This is a genomic window from Akkermansiaceae bacterium, assembly GCA_024233115.1.
In the GTDB taxonomy this organism is placed as follows: Bacteria; Verrucomicrobiota; Verrucomicrobiia; order Verrucomicrobiales; family Akkermansiaceae; genus Oceaniferula.
Window position 1 is genome coordinate 19,593 of sequence record JACKQB010000008.1, and the last position, 22,464, is coordinate 42,056.

20 protein-coding genes and 1 pseudogene are annotated in these 22,464 nt (G+C 56.0%); 9 read left to right on the forward strand and 12 right to left on the reverse strand.

What is annotated here, in order from left to right; genetic code table 11:
* Positions 1–13: 13 nt before the first annotated feature.
* From H7A51_18885 to H7A51_18895, 3 genes are all read right to left on the reverse strand, one after another.
* Positions 14–1,552, reverse strand: coding sequence for a glycosyltransferase family 39 protein (locus H7A51_18885; GenBank protein ID MCP5538285.1), 1,539 nt, complete (start codon positions 1,550–1,552; stop codon positions 14–16).
* Positions 1,553–1,622: 70 nt separating this feature from the next.
* A complete protein-coding gene (locus tag H7A51_18890) occupies positions 1,623–3,047 on the reverse strand; it encodes a hypothetical protein (GenBank protein MCP5538286.1) in 1,425 nt (474 codons plus the stop codon).
* Positions 3,044–3,721, reverse strand: coding sequence for a response regulator transcription factor (locus tag H7A51_18895; protein ID MCP5538287.1), 678 nt, complete (start codon positions 3,719–3,721; stop codon positions 3,044–3,046). Before H7A51_18895 ends, H7A51_18890 begins: the two co-directional genes overlap by 4 nt.
* A gap of 267 nt (positions 3,722–3,988) precedes the next feature.
* Here H7A51_18895 and H7A51_18900 point away from each other — a divergent pair, with 267 nt between their 5' ends.
* The 8 genes and pseudogenes from H7A51_18900 to H7A51_18935 all read left to right on the forward strand — a co-directional run bounded on the left by H7A51_18900 (position 3,989) and on the right by H7A51_18935 (position 14,196).
* Entirely contained in the window at positions 3,989–4,666 is a 678-nt protein-coding gene (locus H7A51_18900; GenBank protein MCP5538288.1) for a class I SAM-dependent methyltransferase, read from the forward strand.
* 194 nt (positions 4,667–4,860) lie between these two features.
* Positions 4,861–6,150, forward strand: coding sequence for a transposase (locus H7A51_18905; GenBank protein MCP5538289.1), 1,290 nt, complete (start codon positions 4,861–4,863; stop codon positions 6,148–6,150).
* A 230-nt stretch (positions 6,151–6,380) separates the two neighbouring features.
* A complete protein-coding gene (locus H7A51_18910) occupies positions 6,381–6,731 on the forward strand; it encodes a prolipoprotein diacylglyceryl transferase (protein MCP5538290.1) in 351 nt (116 codons plus the stop codon).
* A 95-nt stretch (positions 6,732–6,826) separates the two neighbouring features.
* Complete coding sequence (locus tag H7A51_18915; GenBank protein MCP5538291.1) at positions 6,827–7,378, forward strand: sigma-70 family RNA polymerase sigma factor; 552 nt, start codon at positions 6,827–6,829, stop codon at positions 7,376–7,378.
* Entirely contained in the window at positions 7,378–8,952 is a 1,575-nt protein-coding gene (locus H7A51_18920; GenBank protein ID MCP5538292.1) for a FecR domain-containing protein, read from the forward strand. Before H7A51_18915 ends, H7A51_18920 begins: the two co-directional genes overlap by 1 nt.
* Before the next feature lie 753 nt (positions 8,953–9,705).
* A pseudogene (locus tag H7A51_18925) lies at positions 9,706–9,777 on the forward strand (PEP-CTERM sorting domain-containing protein).
* 255 nt (positions 9,778–10,032) lie between these two features.
* Positions 10,033–13,164 carry an alpha-L-fucosidase gene (locus tag H7A51_18930; GenBank protein ID MCP5538293.1) on the forward strand — a complete coding sequence of 1,044 codons (3,132 nt, stop codon included), beginning with the start codon at positions 10,033–10,035 and terminating at the stop codon, positions 13,162–13,164.
* A gap of 69 nt (positions 13,165–13,233) precedes the next feature.
* Complete coding sequence (locus H7A51_18935; protein ID MCP5538294.1) at positions 13,234–14,196, forward strand: cysteine synthase family protein; 963 nt, start codon at positions 13,234–13,236, stop codon at positions 14,194–14,196.
* Positions 14,197–14,243: 47 nt separating this feature from the next.
* Here H7A51_18935 and H7A51_18940 read toward each other — a convergent pair whose 3' ends face one another.
* The 3 genes from H7A51_18940 to H7A51_18950 form a co-directional block, all read right to left on the reverse strand.
* The gene (locus tag H7A51_18940; protein MCP5538295.1) at positions 14,244–15,431 is read right to left on the reverse strand and encodes a Gfo/Idh/MocA family oxidoreductase; all 1,188 of its coding nucleotides are present in this window, start codon (positions 15,429–15,431) and stop codon (positions 14,244–14,246) included.
* A gap of 100 nt (positions 15,432–15,531) precedes the next feature.
* Positions 15,532–15,768, reverse strand: coding sequence for a GxxExxY protein (locus H7A51_18945; protein MCP5538296.1), 237 nt, complete (start codon positions 15,766–15,768; stop codon positions 15,532–15,534).
* Positions 15,769–15,869: 101 nt separating this feature from the next.
* Entirely contained in the window at positions 15,870–16,964 is a 1,095-nt protein-coding gene (locus H7A51_18950; GenBank protein ID MCP5538297.1) for a substrate-binding domain-containing protein, read from the reverse strand.
* Between the two features lie 121 nt (positions 16,965–17,085).
* Here H7A51_18950 and H7A51_18955 point away from each other — a divergent pair, with 121 nt between their 5' ends.
* Positions 17,086–17,718 (forward strand): PEP-CTERM sorting domain-containing protein, encoded by a 633-nt coding sequence (locus H7A51_18955; GenBank protein MCP5538298.1) that lies wholly within the window; start codon positions 17,086–17,088, stop codon positions 17,716–17,718.
* A 380-nt stretch (positions 17,719–18,098) separates the two neighbouring features.
* On the opposite strand, the gene H7A51_18960 is transcribed toward H7A51_18955, so the two are convergent.
* From H7A51_18960 to H7A51_18985, 6 genes are all read right to left on the reverse strand, one after another.
* Entirely contained in the window at positions 18,099–18,908 is an 810-nt protein-coding gene (locus H7A51_18960; protein MCP5538299.1) for a thymidylate synthase, read from the reverse strand.
* Positions 18,909–18,945: 37 nt separating this feature from the next.
* Positions 18,946–19,350 carry a peptide chain release factor-like protein gene (locus H7A51_18965; protein ID MCP5538300.1) on the reverse strand — a complete coding sequence of 135 codons (405 nt, stop codon included), beginning with the start codon at positions 19,348–19,350 and terminating at the stop codon, positions 18,946–18,948.
* A 254-nt stretch (positions 19,351–19,604) separates the two neighbouring features.
* The gene (locus tag H7A51_18970; GenBank protein ID MCP5538301.1) at positions 19,605–20,333 is read right to left on the reverse strand and encodes a class I SAM-dependent methyltransferase; all 729 of its coding nucleotides are present in this window, start codon (positions 20,331–20,333) and stop codon (positions 19,605–19,607) included.
* A 54-nt stretch (positions 20,334–20,387) separates the two neighbouring features.
* Positions 20,388–21,161 carry a 3-methyl-2-oxobutanoate hydroxymethyltransferase gene (panB, locus tag H7A51_18975; protein MCP5538302.1) on the reverse strand — a complete coding sequence of 258 codons (774 nt, stop codon included), beginning with the start codon at positions 21,159–21,161 and terminating at the stop codon, positions 20,388–20,390.
* Between the two features lie 19 nt (positions 21,162–21,180).
* Positions 21,181–21,690 carry a 2-amino-4-hydroxy-6-hydroxymethyldihydropteridine diphosphokinase gene (folK, locus tag H7A51_18980; protein ID MCP5538303.1) on the reverse strand — a complete coding sequence of 170 codons (510 nt, stop codon included), beginning with the start codon at positions 21,688–21,690 and terminating at the stop codon, positions 21,181–21,183.
* Positions 21,691–21,724: 34 nt separating this feature from the next.
* Complete coding sequence (locus H7A51_18985) at positions 21,725–22,462, reverse strand: 4-hydroxy-tetrahydrodipicolinate reductase (GenBank protein MCP5538304.1); 738 nt, start codon at positions 22,460–22,462, stop codon at positions 21,725–21,727.
* Positions 22,463–22,464 lie beyond the last annotated feature (2 nt).

Here is a 22,464-nt window from a genome sequence, read left to right on the forward strand (position 1 = left end):
CGTATGTGAGTGGCTATTGGATGTCCTTTGCTATCGGGTTTTCGCGATAGAGGGTAAGTTCACCAAAGGTGCCTACAGGAGAGAAGTGAGTGATGACGGCTGATGGAATGGATGCGATCTTCTTGCTGTTCACGGCGATAAAATCCCGTGTTTCATTCGTGGTGATACCAGCAAGCTCGCTTTCGAGTTTGCATCTTTTTGCGTTGCCGCGGCTATAGAACTGGGAGGAGTAATAACGCCGGGTTTTCCAGTAGAAAAGACCACCTGGCTCCTGGCTGCTTAACTCCTGTTTTTTTGCTACGAGCAGGACCTGTGACTTTCTGGCTATGAAGTCATCGTTGTTGATATAGATCAGGTAGAGTGAGAGGAAGATGACCAGTGAAGCGATGACGCTACCGGCGAAAAACCGGGCGGTACCAGGAGTCGTGAATTGCTCCGGTTGTTGGCGGGCTTGCCACAGTTCGATGGCCAGATAACAGCACGCTGGAATACCTGTAATGACGTATGTTAGGATGATGTTGGTGGCGAGAGTGAAGAACAACATCGGAGAAATCGCCCAGCAGAGAAGATAGAAGCCCCAGGGGTTTTTCGCAGGTTTAATTTGATGAAAGATGAGTTGGAAACGTGTTAGAGGTGCAAGCACGAAGGGTGTCCACGGCATGAGCGCCACTAGTATAAAACCCCAGATACTGCCTCTAGGTTCTGCATGGGCATGACCATAAAGATCTCCATTCCATCCGCTTTTTGAGAAACGTTGCAAATGCTCGCCGATGATGAAGTAATCAAGAAACCCGGGCGTCTTTAGCTCGGCGAGGATGTACCAGGGGACTGCAATTACAAGGGTAAGGATGCCCCCCTTGATCCACGGGAGCCTCTTCCACGTGGCTTCCCATTGGCCAGTGATCAATACCCAGAGCCCGATGGGTAATGCTGTCAGCACGGTCGCCACTGGACCCTTGGCCAGCAGGCCGATTGCGAGGCCTATGAAAAAGAGATACCCCCAAAGTTGGTTTCGAGAACGGGTTGTAGCCGTGGTGGGCGGGTGCAGTGCGTTCCAAAATGCGATCATACACAAGCTCGTACCGAAGGTCATCACGAGGTCTGTCATAACCGTCGCCATGGCAATATAGAAAAGGCCGCTACTTGCTAGAATGACGGTGCCTAACAGCGCGTAGCCATGGCCTTTGTAGCGTTTCACCCATTGGTAGAGAATCAGCAACAAAGCGCAGGCCGTGGCAAAGATAAAGATGCGTCCGCCAAATTCATTGACCCCGAAGCATTTCATCCCCAGCGCGGATATCCAAGTATGCAGCGGTGGCTTTCCCCAGAAGGGAACTCCGTAGTCGAACTGCGGCGTGATCCAGTCGTTGGTCTCCACCATCTTGCGGGCGATTTCCGCATAGCGTGCTTCGGTGGTGTCGGTAAACGGGACCTCGATGATCACCAGAACGCGCAGCAGAAACAGCAGCCCGAGCACCATGAGCAGAAACTTGTTCTGATCAGGGGAAAGTGTGAACGGGCTTGGCTTGTTTGGGGCGGGTTGGTTCGGCATGCGGTCGTGTATCGGTTTCGCGCCGAATCTAACCTGGCCGGAATGAGGAAATGATGAGAAACGGGATTTGTTAATCGAAAATAAACTCGATCGAGATGACCATGTCCTCATCAAGTTTTGCCGATATGCGGCCTCCCAGCACACGTGATATTTCCCGGCACAATGCCAGGCCAATGCCGTAGTGGTTCTCGCTCATCCCCCTGGCGGCATCCAATCTGAAAAACGGATCAAAAAACTTTTCCGTGTCACTGGCATTCAGCCCTGTGGTTTCGTTGGTGATGCGCAGCGCGATGTGACCGTTGAGGCGTTGGGTGATGATGGTGATCGTTGTTGAGGCTTTGGCGTAGGAGACAGCATTGTTGATGAGGTTTCGCACGAGGATGTGGAAGAGCTGTTTATCCGTATCGACCGTGGTGGCTGTAGGATCCAGGCTCCATAATACGGCAAGCTCCCGGGCGTTGGCTTTTTCCTTCTGCTCTTCCCACGACTGCTTGAGAATGCCCTGGATATCCACTGTTGTGGTGGTCAGCGGGTAGGCATCGTTTTGAAGTTTGGCGAAGCTCATCAAGCGCTCGAGCAGGAGCTGCATGGAGCTGCTGATATCAAGGGTCCTGGTGATGCTGTTTACGTAGTAGGGATTGTCCCTGGGTTTGCTGAGGGCAAGCTCGAGTGTCGTGGAGATACCCGTGAGAGGTGTGCGTAACTCATGGGCCGCATTGGCGGAAAAATCACGTTCGCGGGTCCGTGCCAGATCAATGCGTTCGATCAACTTGTTGTAGTGTGAGACGAGTTCGCGGAGTTCCAGGGGGAAGTTCGGAGCAATATGGAATGCAGTGCCTGAGTTCTCGGGAAGCGCGTCACTGACTTGCAAGGCAAGGTCTTTAATCGGCTGCAAACTATTGTTAATGATGAAGGAGATCACCATGGAAGTAGCGAGGATAAGGCCGATGGTTGTCAGGGCAAAAGCCCAGCGGAGTTTGGCAAGGCGTCGTGCACTGTGCTCGATATCGATGGCGACTACCAGCACGTGGGGTGGTGGGGTGAACGTCGTTTTTTCATGTTCTGAAGCATCCTCCTCAGAGAGGCTGGGTATTAATAATAATCCAACAGCCCTGCCCCGGCGACCTTCTGGCAAGGTCACATCGCGGTAAACGTATTCGTTGAGTTCACCATGAAAAAAAGGCAAGTCCATTTCCTCTAGGTCAGGTGATCGGCCAGGGTTGTTTCCCTGTGCATCCCAGCTTTGGATGTAGTCCTTCTGGTTCTTTCCTGGGTGTGTATCGAGTTCGTCCAACCATTCATAGATGACTTTCCCATCGTTGACTTCGATCTCGATAGCGAGCAGCTCGGCTATTTTTTGCAAGTCGATATCAATTTGCTCATAGTGGGACTGACGCACTTTCAAGTAGAGGCCCGTGGAGCCGATCCCGAGCATGGTAACGATCAGTAGGACGATGCTGATGAGCAGCCGCTTTTTGATAGATGGGGTTTTCACGAGCTTGGTGCCTCCAGATAATAACCTTGCCCGCGCCGGGTTTGAATAAGATTCGCTTGCCCTTCCTTATTGAGTTTTTTCCGAAGATACCCGACGTAGACATCAATGGCGTTACTGGCATAGTCCTCGTTTTCCTGGTAGACATGATTCCAGACATCCATGCGCGAGACAACCTCGCCAGGGCGGTGCGCGAGATATTCCAGGATTCCGTATTCGCGTTTTGTCAGGATGATTTCTTTCTCATCGCGGAATACTCTTTTGGCATCGAAGTCGATACGCAGGCTGTCCATGGTAAAAACCTTTGCCTTCTGGTTGTAGTGTTTCCTGGTCTGGGATTTGACCCTGGCAATGAGTTCACGGAGTGAAAATGGTTTGATCAAGTAGTCGTCAGCACCTGCATTAAGCCCATCGACACGAGCCTCGACGGAGTCCCTGGCACTGATGATGATGACCGGGGTGTTGTCGCCGTTTTTCCTGATTTTACTCAGGATGGTGATACCGTTGATGGTGGGCAGCATGAGATCAAGTATGATCACATCGTAGTTGTGGTTCTCTGCATACCACAGGCCTTCATCGCCCGTTGCCGAGGCGTCCACTGCATATCCTTCTTCGGTTAAGCTGGCGACCACGTTTTCGAGGATGGGGAGGTAGTCTTCAATGACAAGGATGCGCATGATGGTATGGCGGTGTTGAGGTGGTCAGATTTTGGAGAGGGTGTTTTGATGCCGGGCGGAAGGATAGCATGGCAATGATGAGAAAAGAGTGAGAAATTGGCAATACTGGATCATTTGTAAGGGATCCATGGTAAAGAAAATCCACGATGGTGCAATCCGGGGCGATTTTCATGGGGTCTCTCACCCATCTATCATGTTGCTTGTGGCAATGATCATGGAGAGCGCGACAGGCGAGTTGCCGCCGCCAATCCCAACCCGGATAAAACAATGATAGAAATCAACATCGACCAGCAGACCAGGGCAAACTGTGACCGTTTTAAACAAAAGGAGGTGGCCTCGAAATATCCATCGCAATACCGCATCGATAATAAACGCGATCAACGTGAAAAAAAGGCCATTCTCAGGTGTCTGCAGCACATTCCCAGGGGGGCGCACGTATTGGATTTCCCTTGTGGAACGGGCCGGCTTATCAATTTGCTCCATGAATGTGGCTACCAGGTGTCCGGCGCGGATAGCGCGGCTTCGATGATTGCGCTCGCCTCGTGCAACCCAGCCATTGGCAACACTTCGGAATCAGAGGTGCCGTTCTATGAGAGTGATGTCTTTGATTCCGGTTTTGACAACGGACAGTTTGACGCGGTGGTTTGTAACCGCCTGTTCCACCATTTCGTGGAATCAAAAGACCGACAGGCTGCATTGACAGAACTGCGCCGCATCAGTAGCGGCCCGATCGTTGTCTCGTTTTTCAACAGCTTTTCAACCTCGATGAGCTACCGCAAACTGAGGAAGTTTGTCCAAGGGCAGCCGATCCAGGACAGGACCCCGGTGTCGCTGAACAGGCTCGCCCGGGAAGCCAGGGCTTGTGGCCTTGAAATTTCCTACAGCACCCCCTCCCGCTGGGGAATCTCGCCACTCTGGTATGTGGTGTTCAAGCCAGCCGCATGAACTACACACTCACCTCCGCCTTGATATGGGGGGAGCCTGCTGCTGATGTTGTGGCAGCAGTTTAAGCCTCCGGCTTGTGGCCTGGCAAGTGCAAGCCGGAGGCATGCCCTGTTTTTCCAGCTTGGGAGGTTTGTGCGTGGGTTTGCCATGTATTCTACTGGGACTGAAGTTCTACCACCGTGCTTCCGTAGGGAGTGTCATCGGATGAATCATCGTGCCACCAGCGGCGGGTGCGCGGCACCAGCGCGTGGATCGCAGGGTCTGTCTGCCACGCCGTGCCCCACCGCCAGTTTGTCTTCACCATCCCCCGGGTGCTGCGCGGTATCTTCAGGAAACGTCGCAGGCTCCTCACCCATCTCTTCCACACCGCCGCCTCCACCCTGCGGGACAGCTTCCGCGCCCGGCTGGATTTGCCGGAGGGCCGCATCGGGGCGATCGCCGCCGTGCATACCTTCGGCGACTACCTCATCTTCCACCCGCATCTCCATATCCTCGCAGCCGACGGATTGTTTGCCCCCGACGGCTCCTTCCACTGCATGCCGCAGGAATCCATGGCAACCGCCGTGGAGCTGTTCCGGCACCGCTTCCTCCACACCCTGCACGAGAACAGGCTCATTAGCGCCAAGAAGCTTGGGCTCCTGCTGGCCTGGAAACACTCCGGCTTCAACATTGACAACGGGGGAGAGGAAATCATCGCCCCGGACGATACCGCGGGACGCGAACGCCTCGCCCAGTATCTGCTGCGCCATCCCTTCTCCCTACAGAAGATCACCTGGAATGCCACCACGAAAACCGTCATTTACCGCTCCAAGCGTCACCACAGCATTAAACGCAACTTCCAGATCTTCAAAGCCCCGGACTTCATCGCCGCCGCCCTTGACCACCTGCCGCCGAAGGGGCAGCAGACCGTGCGCTACTACGGCGTTTACTCCAACAAGTCCCGGGGAATAAAACGTCCCGCGCACCCGGATATCCATGCCTGCAAGAAGCACGCCCAGAAACCGGAGACCATTGCCGCAGCCATCCGGGACAAGCCTGTGCAGATCCTCCTCATCCCCGCGCCACCCAAGCACAGTGCCCGCGACATGCGCCCGCTGTGGCGCGACCTCATTCTCAAGGTTTGGGGCGGCGACCCTCTCCAGTGCCCCTGCTGCAAGGGCACGATGAAACCCGTGCGCACTCACCTGCACCCCGGCGAGATCGAGTTTTTCCTCCGGCTATACGGACTCTGGGAGGGTGTCATCAAGCTGCCCCGCCCGCCGCCGCCGCCATTCGACATCGAAACGATGGATCCCATCGAGCCGCCGTGGAAGGCAGTCAAGGAATGGATCCCTGACCAGAATCCCGAACTCGACTGGTTCAACCGTCCGAGAATCCCCTCCGCGCCACCCGGTCACAGGAACGCGTATGACCAGCGACCACGGTGGAAACCTGAGGAGGTCCCGCTAGGCGACGGCCGCACCCTGGTCCTCGATCCCGGTTGATCCGATGGATTGCTCCATCTCGTAGAATACCCGCTGCCGATTTTCCTTGGCACGGCGGGTAAGAGGACTATACTTGCAATTAGTGAATATGAGCACATTTCATGCTCAATCACCCACCAAGGAAAGAAATTACCCACAATTTCTCATTCCAGTGCCCCTCATCCACTATTCAAAACTCACCATTCAAAATTCTTTTCCCCTCCTTTCCCCCTTAACCCCCTTTTCACCCCATGGCAAGCCCTTCTGACACCTCACCCAAAAAGCAAATTCCTAGCAGTCAGTTGGAGGCGCGACATCCCTCGCAGTTGTATGAATCCTTGTTAGAGGGTTTTGTGCTCTTTGCGATTCTTTGCACCGTGCGGGTGCGTTTTCCCAAACTTGCCCACGGCGTGATCACCGGCTTGTTTTTCGTCCTCTACGCCGTGTTCCGCATCATCGTGGAGAACTACCGCCAGCCGGATGCCGGTCAGGATTTCATCCTCTCGCTGACCAAGGGGCAGTTCTACTCCACGTTCATGATCGCCGGCGGACTGTGTTTTATCGTCTGTGCCCTGAAGAAACAGCAATCGCTTAGATCATGACGGGATCCTACTTAACCGACCCTTCACCAAGTTTCGGCTGCTGTTTTTCCGGGAAAACCTGTTAACATCCCCGCTCAATCCGCTGTTAGTTTACGGTGAGATTTTTCTCAAGTAAATCGGACGACGAGGTCGTCACCCAGATAGCGACCCACCAGGCCGAGATACTGGCGTATATTCATTCCCTGTTGCCGGGCAACGCCTCGGTTGACGATGTCCTGCAGCGTACCAATCTCGTGCTCTGGAAAAAACGTGCGTTGTTCAAGAGGAATACCAATTTCCGTGCCTGGGCGTTCAGCATCGCTCGCTGGGAGGTGCGTGCTTTTCTCAAGGAATCCAAGCGCAAGAGCTGGCTGGTCATTGACGAGGATCTCGCCCGGCAGATCACCGAGACGATGGTCGATACGGCGGAAGATAATCCCATGCACGATCTCCGCCCCGCGCTTGAGTATTGCATGGAAAAGCTCAAACCTGATGAGCGGGAGCTAATAACGCACCGCTATTACACGGATGCTCCATTGAAGGAATATGCCGCAAGTAGCGGGCGCCCACTCGGCTCGATCAGGGTCAGCTTGTGCCGCATTCGCGCTACCCTGAAGCGGTGTATTGAAGCCCGTCGGCCCATGGATCAAGCCACCCAGACAAGCTGATGCCGTTGACACCCGTCCAACTTGAAACCCGGATTCAGGAACTCCTTGAGGGCACCCTGCCGGAGGCGCATTGGCCTGCATTGCGTGAGCGGCTGATGACCTCGGAGCAGGCTCGTGAGCTCTATTGTCACTACGCCCGCATGACCACGTTGCTCAGACAGCGATCCAGGGGAATCAAGTCCTTGGCGGCACCTACCCCTGCGGTTCCGGTGGAGGAGCTTCTCCGTGTGCAGCGGAGGAAGGCCTCCCGTGTTGCTGTATTTGCCGCGGCTGCGGTTCTGGTGATCGCGCTGATGGCGATGCGGCTGTTTTTTGTGCAGGAGCCGCAGCCCGCGCTTACTTTTGCTTCAGCCCCAGGCACCCAGTTCACGCTGACTCACGACGGCAGTGAAGATGCACCCGTGGGGTTGGTGCTGGAAAAAGGCAGCAGACTCGAGATTTCCCAGGGAGCGATCGAGCTGCGGTTTGGCTCTGGAGTGAGGTCAGTTGTGCAAGCACCGGCTGATGTCACCCTGCATGATGACGACACCCTCTTCATGCGAGAAGGGATCGCATGGTTCCACGTTCCCGCCAACGCGACCGGGTTTCAGGTCAAGACCCATGATCTGGAGATCGTGGACCTGGGCACCGAGTTTGGTGTGATCTCCAATCCCAATGACCACGATGAGGTGCATGTTTTCAAAGGCAGGGTTCAGGTGGCAGCCACCCGCCTGCGCATGGAGACTGCGACGCTAGGGGCGGGGCAAGGCCGCCGTATCGATCCCATTGGCCGCCTGGACTCCGTACCTATCCACGCCAGCGCTTTTCTGACACGCCTTCCCGCATTCCTGCCTCATTTACACTGGAGCTTCGACGGCAAGGGTAAGGACATCTACCTTGTCAGCGGCAACCTCCCGACCAAAGACGGCATACTCTCGAAAGCCGTCGCCCTCGACAGGCATGACCCATTTGCATCCGTTCCGGGAAAGTTCGGCACTGCGCTCTGCTCCACTGGGCGAGGTGGCTTCATGACCACGGATTGGCCCGGCATCGAGGGCAATGCCCCCCGCACCATCGCCTACTGGTTAAAACTGCCGCCCGGAAAACAATACCTGCACCCGGTTGTGGGTTGGGGAGCGCGGAGTGATGTCAGCCGTTCAGCCACGGGAGAGTTTTTATCCATCGTCGAGACAAGCGCCACCGGAGCTGTTGTCAATCTTTCCATAGGTGCCTACGAGCTTCACGGAACCACCCCGGTCGATGACGGTCGGTGGCATCATGTCGCGCACGTTTTCACCGGCGGTTCAAATTCCGATGGCACCCCGGAGATCTACAGCTACATCGATGGAGAGTTGGAGCAAACACGTCCGGAGATCAATGCAAGCGCGCCCCGGAACGCAGATGGCAACATCTCCGTGAACACCTCCACCGACGGCATTAATTCGGTGCCGTTGAGAGTATTCAACCACCTTTGGGCGAAAAAACGGGAAGCCTACAGCATTACCCCGTCCATCGACGAACTCTACGTTTTTCAAGGCGCGCTGAGCCGTCGGCAAATCAGAAACATTTACCTTAAAAACGAGGTGAATCCGTAGCGGTTCAAGTTTTTTTCAAATTGATTGTTAACCCCTACAGCTTTCGTGCCTGTGTCATAGAGAAGGCCTGATCTTTATACAGCTCAGGAGGTAAGAAATCACTAAAAACAAAATAGAAAACAAATGAAATACACGATACTACTGGCCCTCGCGGCCATGACAGGAGTCAGCCAGGCGGCCGTAATTACCTGGGACGCCGGAGCCAGTTCGACGACCGCAATTACTGCCACGACTGATATCCTCAATGAGGGAGTTGCAGCGACCGGGATCACATACACAAAGGACGATTGGCCGAGTGGAACATCCTCCTTTGCAGCGGCCAACGGAGCTCTCGACTTCGGGGCTGGAGGTACCGTGAATGGTGTCAGCTTCAGCTCTGCTGGTGGCAGCGGTCCGTTCTGGACAAACAACGGTGGAGCCAGCACAGGGGATTCAACTCTGGACGGTATTATTAACAATCACGCTGCCTTCGGTGGCACTGGTGATCCCTGGGAGCTGACCCTCAGCGGTCTGCAAGCCAATACCCAGTATAAAATCCAGATCATCGGTATTCATGACCTTCGTGGTGGTGGCATCAGCACTCGTACCACTCAGTTCCAAGATAATGACGGAGGCCTGGCAAGTGCAACCCTGACCCGTGGAACTGGCGGCTGGGTAATTGGCACTTTCACAACCGGTGCTGCTGAAACTGCCTTTACGATTGACGCAATTGGCCCAACTGATCCAGGTGCCGCCGCTGTTGTTCTGCGCGTAGTCCCAGAACCCTCCTCCACAGCCCTTCTCGGCCTCGGCGGACTTGCTCTGATCCTACGTCGCCGTAAGTAAGACAAGAAACTTCTAACTTCATTCATCCCCCCTCGATGGCTTCATGCTGCTGAGGGGGGATTTGTGTAAGGCAATGTTACTCTAAGAATGACGTTAACTTCTTCCGCCTATCTGCCTGTAAGTGAGCGATGCCATATGGCTGGCACCATCGAGAATTGCCGTTCTATGTATGTTTACCCACTCAATGAGTGAGGATTCGCGCTCGCCCGTCCTGCTTTGAACTGATTTTTTCCTATCCACCCATTTTTCCTACTGATGAAATTCCATACAACTCTCTTACTCTCTGCACTGCTCGTCGTCACGGCTCAGGCAGATACCATCATCGACTCGTCCAAGCACAACGGTGGCTTTGTCAGTGCCACAACCGGTTTTAACGGTTCGCCTGATGGCTGGATTGCCTCGTCAGGGGTCTGGCTGGCATCAGGAAACTCCGGCCTGACCACTGCTCCATTTGGCGCGGATACCGCCACAGATTCGCGTTACATCCAGATCCACAACGACAGCGGCGAAACCCTCACGTCCGCCGCTATGTTCACGGTGGCGGCGGCGGAAACCGTCAATCTTAGCTTCGACTACAAAACCGGCGGCACGGGCGCGGACACCACTCTAACGGTCAGCCTCTGGGATGCGCAGGCAAATGCCACCTATGCAACGCTGGGCACGATTTCCACATCCACAGCTCAAGCTAGCTTTACCCAGGTGGACTACTCACTCAGTGCACCCGCCGCCAATACACGCTTGCAGCTTCGTTTCACCCTGTCTGCGGGAGGCAAGGACATGCACATCGATCGCGTTCACCTTGATGGTGGAGTGCTCACGCCGCCGCCTACCATCGACTACGCCACCAGCCATTTTATAAACCCCACAGACACCGAGGCGATCAAGGTGGAAAAGGCTGCCAAAACTTTGCCCCGCCAGAAGCAGGTGGACTGGCAACGACTGGAAAACACCTTTTTCATCCACTTCGGCCCCAACACCTTCACCGGCTCGGAGTGGGGCAACGGTTTTGAGGATCCCGCCGACTTCAACCCCACCGCCCTCGATGCTGCGCAATGGGTAACGACCATTAAAAACGCTGGCGGAAAAATGCTTATGCTGGTGGTCAAGCACCACGAGGGCTTCTGCCTCTACCCCAGCCGCTACACCACCCACGATGTAGCGTCCAGTCCATGGCTCGGCGGTAATGGCGATCTTGTCCGTGCCGTCTCTGATGCCTGCGCGGCACAGGGCATTAAGTTCGGTGTCTATCTTTCCCCGGCGGATCTCTACCAGATCGAATCGCCCCTGAGTTACACCAATGGATCCGGATATTACGGAAATGGCAGCTCTTCCCAGACATCCACCATTCCAACCGATCCGGCCACCTTCAACAGCAATCCATCGCAAGGCCGCACGCCACCAACCGGATTCACCACCTACTCGTATGATGTCGATGACTACAATCGCTATTTTCTCAACCAGCTTTACGAGCTGCTTACCGAGTACGGTGATATTGCAGAAATGTGGTTTGATGGCGCTAACCCAAAGCCAGGCACCGGCCAGACCTACAGCCGCGCCGCCTGGTATGATCTGATCAACACACTGCAGCCGAACACCAACATCGCCATCGACGGACCGGACGTGCGCTGGGTCGGCAACGAAACAGGTTACGCCCGTGAAACCGAGTGGAGCGTTATCCCGACGCCAGTGTCTAATCTGACAACTGGCGGCGCACCTGATCTCGGCAGTCGCTCCAAACTGGTTGGCGGAAAGACCCTGACCTGGTGGCCTGCAGAAGCCGATACCAAGATTCTCAACGGATGGTTCTGGAAGTCCTCACACGGTGTGAAGACAGCAAGCCAGTTGATCGATATCTACTACGCCTCGGTCGGCCGCAATGCCAACCTCCTGCTGAACCTCTCGCCGGATACACGTGGCCTGATTCCCGACAATCAGATCACTCCACTGATGGAGGCGATGACCATCATTCAACAAACCTATGCTACGAACCTGGCTTCCGGTGGTACGATGGCTGCAGATTCGACTCTGGCCGGTCAACCAGCCAGCAATTGTCTGGATGGAGACCTCGATTCCTACTGGGAGCCTGAAGCCGGAGTCTCGACCCCTACCTTGACCTTAACGTTACCATCAGCTCAAACGATTGACCGGGTGGTTCTGCAGGAGGCGATCGCTGTGCGCAGTATGCGGATTGAGAATTTTGCCGTGGATACCTGGAATGGGACAAGCTGGGAAGAAAAGGCTACGGCAACCACCGTGGGACATAAACGTATTCTCAAGATTACGGAGACATCGACGGACAAGGTGCGGATCCGTATTACCCAGTCGCGGTTAGAACCCACGCTTGCGAATGTGGCGCTTTATAAATCGGTCAGCTTATTAGTCTCTCCGTTGATCGCCAACCGTGATGCTCAGGGCAAGGTTTCGATTTCAGCCTCGGGTGGGGATTCTATTTACTATACGGATGATGGCAGTGAGCCGACCACGGCATCCAAGCTATACACAGCACCGATCGATCTGCCGATGGGTGGCACGATCAAAGCAATTAGCGAAAATGCCGGCTCGGTGAGTCTCGCCACGGTTAAGACCTTCTCTGGCTATGCCCCAATAGGCTGGCAAGTCATCTCCGTGAGCAGTGAAGAAATAGCGGAAGGCGAGCGTGCCAGCAACGCGATAGATGATGACCCAGACACGCTCTGGCATACTCAGTGGGGCGGTGGCGGCGGCTCTCACCCCCACCAGGTCACCATCGACATGCAGACCAGCCGTTTGATTGGTGGTTTTTCCTACCTGCCGCGTGTGAGCGGGGAGAATGGGATTGTTAAAAACTACCGCTTTGAAGTCAGTGTGGACAACGTTAACTGGACGAACGTTGCTGAGGCAGAGTTTGGAAATATCAAAAACAGCCCGGTGCTTCAGAAGGTCTTCTTTGCCGATGATGTAAAGGCACGCTACTTCCGTTTTACCGCCATTGATGAAATAAACGGGACAAACTATGCCAGCGCAGCAGAGATCAACGTCTTGCCCGGTGGGTATGATAAGTTTCGCCAGGAGAATGGGCTGCAAACGGCACCTGGAAACCAGGATGGAGACGGCGACGGCCTCGGGCTGCTGATGGAATATTACCTGGGCACCGATCCCGCAGTGCGCTCGTACAGTCCCGTCTCGATCTCTGCGGTTTCAGGTAACCCCCATTTCGAGGTCTTGCGCTCCACAGCAGCAACGGATGTTACAGCGGTGGTGAGATACTCGTATAATCTTATTGATTGGTTTGATGCCACTCCGACCGAGGTGATCACAGTGGATCAAGGCGAGGGGGTAACCAAGGATACTTACATCCTTGCTCCGGAGAATCAGAATGTTTTCTATCGACTTCGAGTCAGTATTTAGTGATCTGCTCCGGCGTTTTTTTCGAGGATTGGACTTTCCATGCGGCATGGGATGCGCATCTTCGCTGCAATGAAAAAGTTACCACGTCACCGTTACCTGCACCGTATTCCCGCCACACCTTTGGTGCCCGTCCGGCTGGACGCAGACTCTCCGGAAATCTGGTGCAAGCTCGAGTATCTGAATCCCTCAGGCTCGACGAAGGACCGCATTGCACGGCATATCCTGGAAAAAGCCTGGCGGCAGGGCAAGGTGGGGCCGGGAGGGCTGGTGGTGGAGGCGTCATCGGGCTCCACGTCCATCGCCCTGGCGCTCAACTGCGCGCAGATGGGATTGCGTTTTCTGGCGTTTATTCCCGATACCGCGACCAATGAGCGCTCGCTGATGATCCAGGCCTATGGAGCGGAAGTGAGAAAGGTGAGTGGCGGGATGCCGGAGGTGATCCGGATGGCGGCAGAGTTTGCCAATGCTAAGGGGGCATTCCTAACACAGCAGTTTGAAAATACCGACAACGCCGAGGCGCACCAGCTTTTCACCGCCCATGAGGTCATGGTGCAGCTTCCCGATGTGAATATCGATGCCGTGGTGTCGGGCATCGGCACCGGCGGCACACTGGTGGGGATGCACCAGGGGTTTTCCAGTGCCGGGTGCGTGACCCGTCCGGTGGCGGCGATCCCGCAGTGTGCCGAGGGGGCGATGGTTTCCAATGTGGAGTGCTGTTCGTTACGTTTTTCCAAGGACGTGCCGGGTGTGATGGACGGGTGCTCCATGCTGTTCTCCGACTGGCGGCAGACAGCTGACGCGGCTGACCTGCGTGAGATTGCCATCGATGACAGCCGCTGCATGGAGCTGACCCACCGGCTCTGGGCGATGGGTTTCCCGGTGGGACCCTCGTCCGGACTGAACCTCGCCGCCGCGATGGAAGCTGCGAAGGATCTGGCGGAGGATCTGGCGGAGGATGCGACAATCGTGACGGTCTTCCCCGACCGCATGGAGCGCTATTTTTCCCACAAGGTGTTTGAGCCCCTCAGGTAGAGATTGCGGCTGCTTGTTGTGCGCGAGTCAGGTTGACGTGTATGGCCTTAGCCCTTGGTCACCGCCTCCCAGGCACCGTCTGCGGCGTCGGACTTGAGGGCGGCGTCGATGAAGGCGAGGCCCATGCGGCCGTCGTCGATGTTGGCGTATTTGCTGCCGTCACAGCTCCAGGCTTCACCCGCCTGATAGGCGCGGACGTCTTTTTCGAACTCGCGGTGGAGTCGGGCATAGGCGTCGTGGAAGGCTTCGCCGTGGCCGCTGGGGATGGTGGGTTCGTCGAGCAGCCACTGGGGCACGTCGCCCAGGAATCCGTCGTTGGCGGAAACCGCGCCGCGCCAGTAGGTGCGGTCCGGCTGGTCCTGGAGGAAGATGGTGACTTTCTCGGGGTCTTCCTGGCTCCACTTGAGCGCGCCCTTGGTGCCGGCGATCATAATGCCGAGGTCGTTTTTATGACCGATGCAGATTTGCGAGGCGCGGACGAGGCACTTGCCGCCGTTAGAGAGTTCGCCGTAGGTGGTGAAGTGGTCGTCGATCGGGCGTCCGGGGACAAACTTGTCGAGTCTGGCCGAGACACGTTCAACGTCGAGTCCGGTGACAAAACGAAGTTGCATCAGAGCGTGGGTGCCGATGTCGCCGCCGCAGCCGCTGCCGCCGGCTTTTTTAGGGTCGGTGCGCCATGCGGCTTGCTGTTGGCCGGAGTCCTCGAGTTTGTCGGCGAGCCATCCCTGGATGTAGTAGGAATCCACCCAGCGGACTTCCCCGAGGAGGCCGCTCTGGACGATGTGACGACTGAACCAGCTGCTCCAGTGGCCGAGGTAGGTGTGGGCGACGGCGAAGGGCACGTTTTTCTCGCGCGCCTTGGCGACGAGGAGGTCGGCTTCCTCAAGGTTGACGGTGAGGGGTTTCTCACACATCACGGGGAGTCCGAGTTCGAGCGCCTTCATGGCGGGGTCGAAGTGGACGAAGTTGGGGGTCACGATGAGCACGTAATCGACGCGTTGGTCCTCGGGCAAGCTCGCCTGGTCGGCAAACAGATCGTCGTATGACTTGTAGCCTTTGACGGGGTAGGGCCAGTTATTGGCCTCGTTCATGGCGATTTCCGGGTCCGGGTGGAGGGCGACGGAGTGGACCCTGCGGGTGCCGTCGAAGTGGATGGCTTTCTGGTGCGGGTTGGCGATGAATGCGCCGGCACCGCCACCGATCATGGCTACTTTGAGTGGTTGTGGAGAGTTCATTTTTTAATGGATGTGGATGGATTTTATGGGTTTTGAATTTGTTAGGCAGAGGGTGTGATCTGTGGTCATCTGGGCGGATCTGAGTTATCTGTGATGAAGGTCATCTTACAACGCGTTTTATTTCAAGTTTGGCTGGTTTGAAATTGAGCAGTAACCCCAAGTTTATTTTGGCTACTCTGAGGTAGTTTAGCAATTGTGCAATTTCATTGTCGCCGATGCTGTCGATGGACTTGGCTTCGATGATGAGTTCGTTATTTACCACAAGATCGGTCAAGCAGTCTCCGACGATATGTCCTTCGTAACTGATTGGGTATGGGCGTTGCTGGTCTACGTGCATGCTGAGCTTCTTTAATGCGATGCGTTTAACCCCCTTTTCACCCCATGGCAAGCCCTTCTGACACCTCACCCAAAAAGCAAATTCCTAGCAGTAAGCGTGACTCAAAGTGAGGCCGCGGCGCTCTCTGGGTTCGCCGGCCCGACGCTCTCTCCATCAATCCGCACAAGCGGCAGGAAATGGACGCCGCGGGGTTGGTGGCCGTCACGGATCCAGCGCTCGAAATGACTGATGACGGTTTTGTCGGCAAAGGCGCTCATAGTGGGTTTGGGCCTGACCCAGTCAAACAGCGGATTGTGGGCCATGAGTATCACGGACAGGTGCCGGGGGATTTTCAGCCCGGCCCGGGCGCAGAAACTGTATAGGGAAATCAGGTGCCTATCATCAAAGACGATGACGGCGCTCGGCTCGAGCGAGGCGATGGATTGGTGCCAGAACCGGCTCCAAAACTCCGGTGTATCATTCTCGACCAAGGGGCAAAACGGAGCCAGCTGCTTCTCGGAATACTTGCCGTCGAAGCCTTTTCGCAATCCCTCCGCAATGAACGGCACGATATTCGCCTCACGCCACGGAACCAGAATTCTCTGATGTCCCAGACCGGCCAGATATCTTGTAAAACGTTCGACTTCCGGCGTGACGTAGTAGGAAAAATAGCTGGTTGCCCGATCCTTGCAGGGCTGGCCGCTGATCTGAAACACCGGCAGGCATTGGTGCGCCACTTCGGTCCACACAGGTGGCGGTGCGAACAGTACGATGGCATCCACCGCATGCCGGTGGATCAATTGCTTGAGATAACTGGCCGGATGCTTGTAGTAAAGGTAGTCCACCACTCCGCGAAATGTTTGCCCGGCCGCATCCTGCCAGATGGTTTCAAAAGCTCTCAGCAGGACATCGTCTTCATGGGACGGTGTCGAGTGCGCGTCGTGCAGGATGAGCAGGTTCTTGCCCCGCATGGTTCCTGACGCCACCCGCGGGGAACGCTTGATTTTCCACGGCTTGCCATGCCCCCCCTTGCTGAGCAGTCCCTCCTTGCCAAGCAGCTCTATGGCCGCAGCACAGGTCTTCTCGCTGACCTTGTAGCGTTTGGCCAGCACACGCCTCCCCGGCAGCCGACCGGACCAGACCTTGTCCAGGATTTCCTGCCGCAGGTGCTCAGCGACTTTCGAAGGCAGTGGGTTGCGATGGATGCGGTGGCTCATTTTCCTCCTGCCGAGTGGTACACTACATACACCACTAAAATCCAGTGCAAAATGATGGCAGGGCACCGGATTGTACATACACTGCCATCAGTTTCCCTGAAATCCGAACAAACATAACACGATGAAAATCAGACCAAGCATCCTACTACCAGCTATCTTCATGGCAGCCATTCCCGCATCCCACGCCGCAGTAACTTTTGTCACTGGAACTACCGGCGCGACCAGAATCGGCGATGCATTGACCACAGGAATCACAGACGCCCATGGCGCAGCTACCGGAACCTTCAACACCACCGCAGGCACAGGCAGCGCCGGAGTGAGCTTTGACCTTACCATCACGGCCAGCAACACATTGGGCAACCAAACAGGCGGTCTCGGCGTGGCCGGCGGTTCGGCAGGCTCCGGAATTGATAACAATGATACTGCCGGACCCCAGGAGTGGATAACCTTGGGCATCAGTAATTTCAGTGGACTGGCCGCTGGCGAAACCCTGGTCATTACGCAGGTTGAACTGAATTACGGGGGCAATGGTGGCGAAACCTACACAATCAATGGAGGAAGCGACATCGCATTTGTTGCTGACCCTGAGAGCATTGACATCCCGGACGGAGCCACAGTGACCATCGGCGCCGGTTCCGCAGGCAATACCAAATTCACCATTTCGAGCTTCACCGTGGAAGCCGTGCCAGAACCATCCTCCACCGCCCTGATCGGCCTCGGTGGTCTCGCCCTGATCCTGCGCCGCCGCAAGTAAGGCTTGGCTCCGGCAGAAAAATCCGAAAATCCATTTTTCGCAACAAACGCCCTCCCAGCCGGAGGGCGTTATTTTTTTGCAAGCAGGTTTTTAGATCACCTCACAGACACCGCCGGTGGCCGGTCTCTGTTTGCTTATTCCCTGGATGACAGGGTGGCGAATGTGCCGGACTCAAAGGCCCAGCTCTTGCCCTTGTCATGTTCGACGTAGAGGCGGAAAAAATACGTGGTGTCCGGCTGGAGTCCGTCAAGGGTGAAGGTGGCGTTGCCTTCGGTGACAGCGACGGCCGGTGTTTAACCCCCTTTTCACCCCATGGCAAGCCCTTCTGACACCTCACCCAAAAAGCAAATTCCTAGCAGTAAAAAGCAAATTCCTAGCAGTCAGACTGACACCTCCGCCTTGATGTGGGGCGCTGGATCGTAGTCGCGGAGTTCGAAGTCGTCGCCGGTGAAACCGAGGATGTCGGTGACTTCGGGGTTGATCCACATGGTGGGGAGGTCTTTGGGCGTTCTGGTGAGCTGGAGCTTCGCTTGCTCGAGGTGGTTGCTGTATAGGTGCAGGTCGCCGAAGGTGTGGATGAAGTCACGGGCCTCGTAGCCGCAGACCTGGGCCACCATCATGGTGAGCAGGGCGTAGGAGGCGATGTTGAAGGGGACGCCTAAAAAGAGGTCGGCGCTGCGCTGGTAGAGCTGGCAGGAGAGGCCGGGTTTGTCCGAGCCGATGTCGTGGACGTAGAACTGGAACAGCATGTGGCAGGGGGGCAGCGCCATTTGGTCGACCTTGCCAACGTTCCACGCCGAAACGAGGTGGCGGCGTGAGTGCGGGTTGTTTTTCAGTCCGTCGATGAGGTTTGCAATCTGGTCGATCACCTCGCCGTCGTCACCTTCCCAGGCGCGCCATTGCTGGCCGTAAACGGGGCCGAGTTCGCCGTTTTCATCGGCCCACTCGTCCCAGATGCGGACGCCGTTTTCCTTGAGGTAGGCGATGTTGGTATCGCCCTTGAGGAACCAGAGCAGCTCGTGGATGATCGAGCGGAGGTGCAGTTTCTTGGTGGTGAGACAGGGGAAACCATCACGGAGATCGTAGCGGGCCTGCCTGCCGAATACCGAGACTGTGCCGGTGCCTGTGCGGTCGGTACGGGATTCGCCGTTTTCGAGAACGTCGGTGAGGAGGTCGAGATACTGCTGCATGCAGGAAGTTTGAAGTTTGGAGATAGAAGTTTGAAGCTTAATCGCCCCTTTGTGGCGGTTTACGCAGGTTTTTCTTTTGGGCGTGCTTGGATTTGTCGTCGAGCATGCGGTTTTTGGCCCGGCGGGAGCGGCGTCGCTTCTGGCGGCGGATTTTTTCCTGTGCCTGTTGTTTCGCGGATTTTTTGCCGTCGCGTATTTCCTCAAGCCGCTCGCAGAGTTCGCGTCGGGCGATGAAGCGGTTCAGTTCACGCGACCGCTGCTGCTGGCATTTCACTTCGATGCCGCTGGGAATGTGTTTGAGGTAAACACAGGAGGCGGTTTTGTTGATTTTCTGGCCACCACTGCCACTGCCCTGGATGAATTTTTCCACCAAGGTATCCTCGGTGACGCCGAGCGCCGCCATGCGGTCTTCGAGGGCGGCGATTTTTTCGGGGGAGGGCATTGGGACGGCTGCTTGGTTGCAGCCGACTATGGCACAGGGTTTATGATTTTGCCAGTACCTTGCGCGCAGATGATACTGACTTGTGGTTATACTCGGAGCTGGCGTCTTTGTTCCAGCTTGCTTTCATACATGATGGCGAAGATCAGGATGATATGTGGGACTCTGTTGGCTGGTTGCGAGCCAACGATGGAGTCTTGGGGAGTGTCTGTATGCATGACGGTTGAGCCAAAAGTAGACAATCACCATCGTGGATGTTAGCCCTCCAGCGGGGTGAGCAGGGCGATGCAGGTTCCGGAGAACGCGGATGAAATATGCCAGGCTTTGTGAAAATTCCATCCAGCTTGCTGGGCTTCTTGGGTGAACTCCGGAATGCTTAGCATGGACCGGTTGCAGGGCTTGCCTGCTTTTTGGCGTTTTTGTTTGTGCAAACGTAGTTTGAGGGAGTCCGCGTCCCTGAAAGTGGTGATGAGTGGGCCTCGGGAGATACGGCGCAGCTCAGAGAGGATGGCGATGCGGTCTTCGCTTTTATGAAAATGATGGAGTAAGCGAATGGACGCGGCGAGATCAACACATGCGTTATCGAGCGTTGATTTTCTCAGATCTCCAGAAGTCGTGCCGATGATGGAGTCAGCTAACCCGTGGTCGCGTAGGGTTTGGACGGTAAGATCGACCATTTGCGGTGAGTGGTCGCCTGCTAGATAGCCCTGTACCCGGCTAGCCAGAAGCGGGGCAAAGCGTCCAGCACCGCAGGGGTAGTCGAGTAAGCTCAGCGTGTTGGTTTTTTTCCCCATGATTCGCGCGGCCTCGGCTAGGGCCTTGGCGACGAGGCGCTTTTCGCGCGCGCTGCTCATGCGGCTACTGATGGATCGATCAAATTTCTTCTGATAATAGAGAGCGGAGTTCTTGTCATGGTAATGCCAAGAATAGTTCGCATGTATTTCTTCTGCCTGAGGTAGCTCGTTTCCTTTTTGGGTATCATTCACCCCTGCAAGATACCTGCGGTAAGATGATGGAATTGTGAGAAAGTGCGGATTTGTTCAGATGGCTTGGATGAACTCGGTGGCGGCGCGTTGGATCTCACTAGCCACATCTGCACGCACGTTTGCGAAGGGGGGGACGAACCAGGGGTAGGAGCCAATGACGTCGGTGATGACGGCGATTTCACCGTCGCAGGTTTGTTTGCCTGATTTTCCTTTGCAGCCGATGCCGATGGTCGGGATGTCGAGGGCGGCGGTGATTTTTTCCGCCAGCTCGGGGACGACGCTTTCCAATACAATGGCGAAACAGCCTGCGTCTTGCAGGGCGAGCGCCCCTTCGAGGATGGCGCCTGACTCTTGCTCGGTTTTGCCTTTCTTTTTGTAGCCGCCCTCTTCGAGGACGCGCTGCGGGAGCATGCCGTGATGCCCGATGACCGGGATGCCCGCTTCGATGATCGCGCGGATTTTTTCGACCTGACGCACACCTCCTTCGAGCTTGACTACATCGGCACCCGCATCGACGAGGGCGGTGGCTGTGGCAAGTGCTTGTTCAGGGGTTTCGTAACTGTGGATTGGCATGTCACCGATAACGATCGCATTTCGCACACCCCGTGCCACGGCCGCCGTGTGATGCAGCATCATACCCAGAGTGACGTGTGTGGTGTCAGGAAACCCGAGAACCACCATACCGAGGGAATCACCAACGAGGATGAGGTCGACCCCCGCTTCGTCCAGGAGGCGCCCCGTCGGGTAGTCGTAAGCCGTGAGGGCGGAGATCGACCGGGCTCCGTGTTTCATGGCACTGATGGCCTTTGCTTTTTTTTGGGCGTCCATATTCTGGATGGCGTTTGGGTTACCAGTCCGATTGGACCAGTTTAAGAGGCGGCTCGTCCGAGTCAAGGTGATGCAGGTGTTCGGCGATGGTGGCGTTATCGCCGGGGAGAATCATCTGAGATCGAATGTCCGCCAGTGGCTGCAGGACAAAGCGCCTGTGGGTCAGCTCCGGGTGCGGGATGGTGAGAATCCCTCCGTTGAGGGTTTCGGTGCCGAAGTAGAGGATGTCGACATCGATAATGCGTGGCGCATTCTGTTGGTAAACGATACCACGACCCAGGTGAAACTCGATACCCTGCGTGTATTCTAACAGATCGTGCGGCCTGCCGATATAGTCGATTTCAACCACCGTGTTAAAAAAATCGGGTGAGTCCGGTGGGCAGTCGAGTGGCTCTGATTGATAGACCGGAGCCTGCATATACAGAGCATCCTCCGGCATCAGCTTGCGCAGCATGTCCCGTGCCGCCTGGAGATGGGCGATCCGGTTACCGAGGTTGGAGCCTAGGGCGATGCCGACGCGTGTTGCCATTTTTTGAATGAATGATTGCAGATTGCAGAATGGGCTATTTTAAACCCAGTACGTCCTGCATGTCGTAGAGGCCGGCGGGTTGGTTTTGGAGCCAGATGGCGGCGCGGACGGCACCGGAGGCGAAGGTCATGCGGCTGGACGCCTTGTGGGTGAGCTCTAGCCGTTCGCCATCGGCGGCGAACATCACGGTGTGATCGCCTACCACATCACCACCGCGCAGCGTGTGCATGCCGATTTCCCGACTCGGGCGGGCGCCGATGTTGCCGACGCGGCCGTGGGTGACATCGGCCTCGTAGCTGGTATCGGTTTCTTGGTTGAGGATTTCTAACAATCTCCGTGCGGTTCCGGAGGGAGCGTCGATTTTGTGGCGGTGATGCATTTCGGTCACCTCAATATCAAAACGATCGTTCCCCAGAATCCGGGCCGCCTTACGGGTGAGCCAGAACAGGGTGTTGACGCCGACGGAGAAGTTGGGTGCAAAAACAATGGGCAGTGTTGTCGCGGCCTCCGTGATACGCGCCTTTTCCTCGTCGGTATGGCCAGTGGTGCCGATGACCAGTGGTGTATGGGTAGCCAAGGCCTGGACAAGCACCTCACCTGTAAAGTGGTGTACGGTGAAGTCGATGGCGGCATCGACACCTTGGAAAGCGGTAGCGAGATCCTGGCCCGCATCATGGGTGGATGTGACTTCGGTGTCCGGGTTTTCGTTGCCTGCTTGGATCAGCGTCTGGCCCATGCGGCCGCTGGAACCTGTGATGAGTAATTGGGTCATGG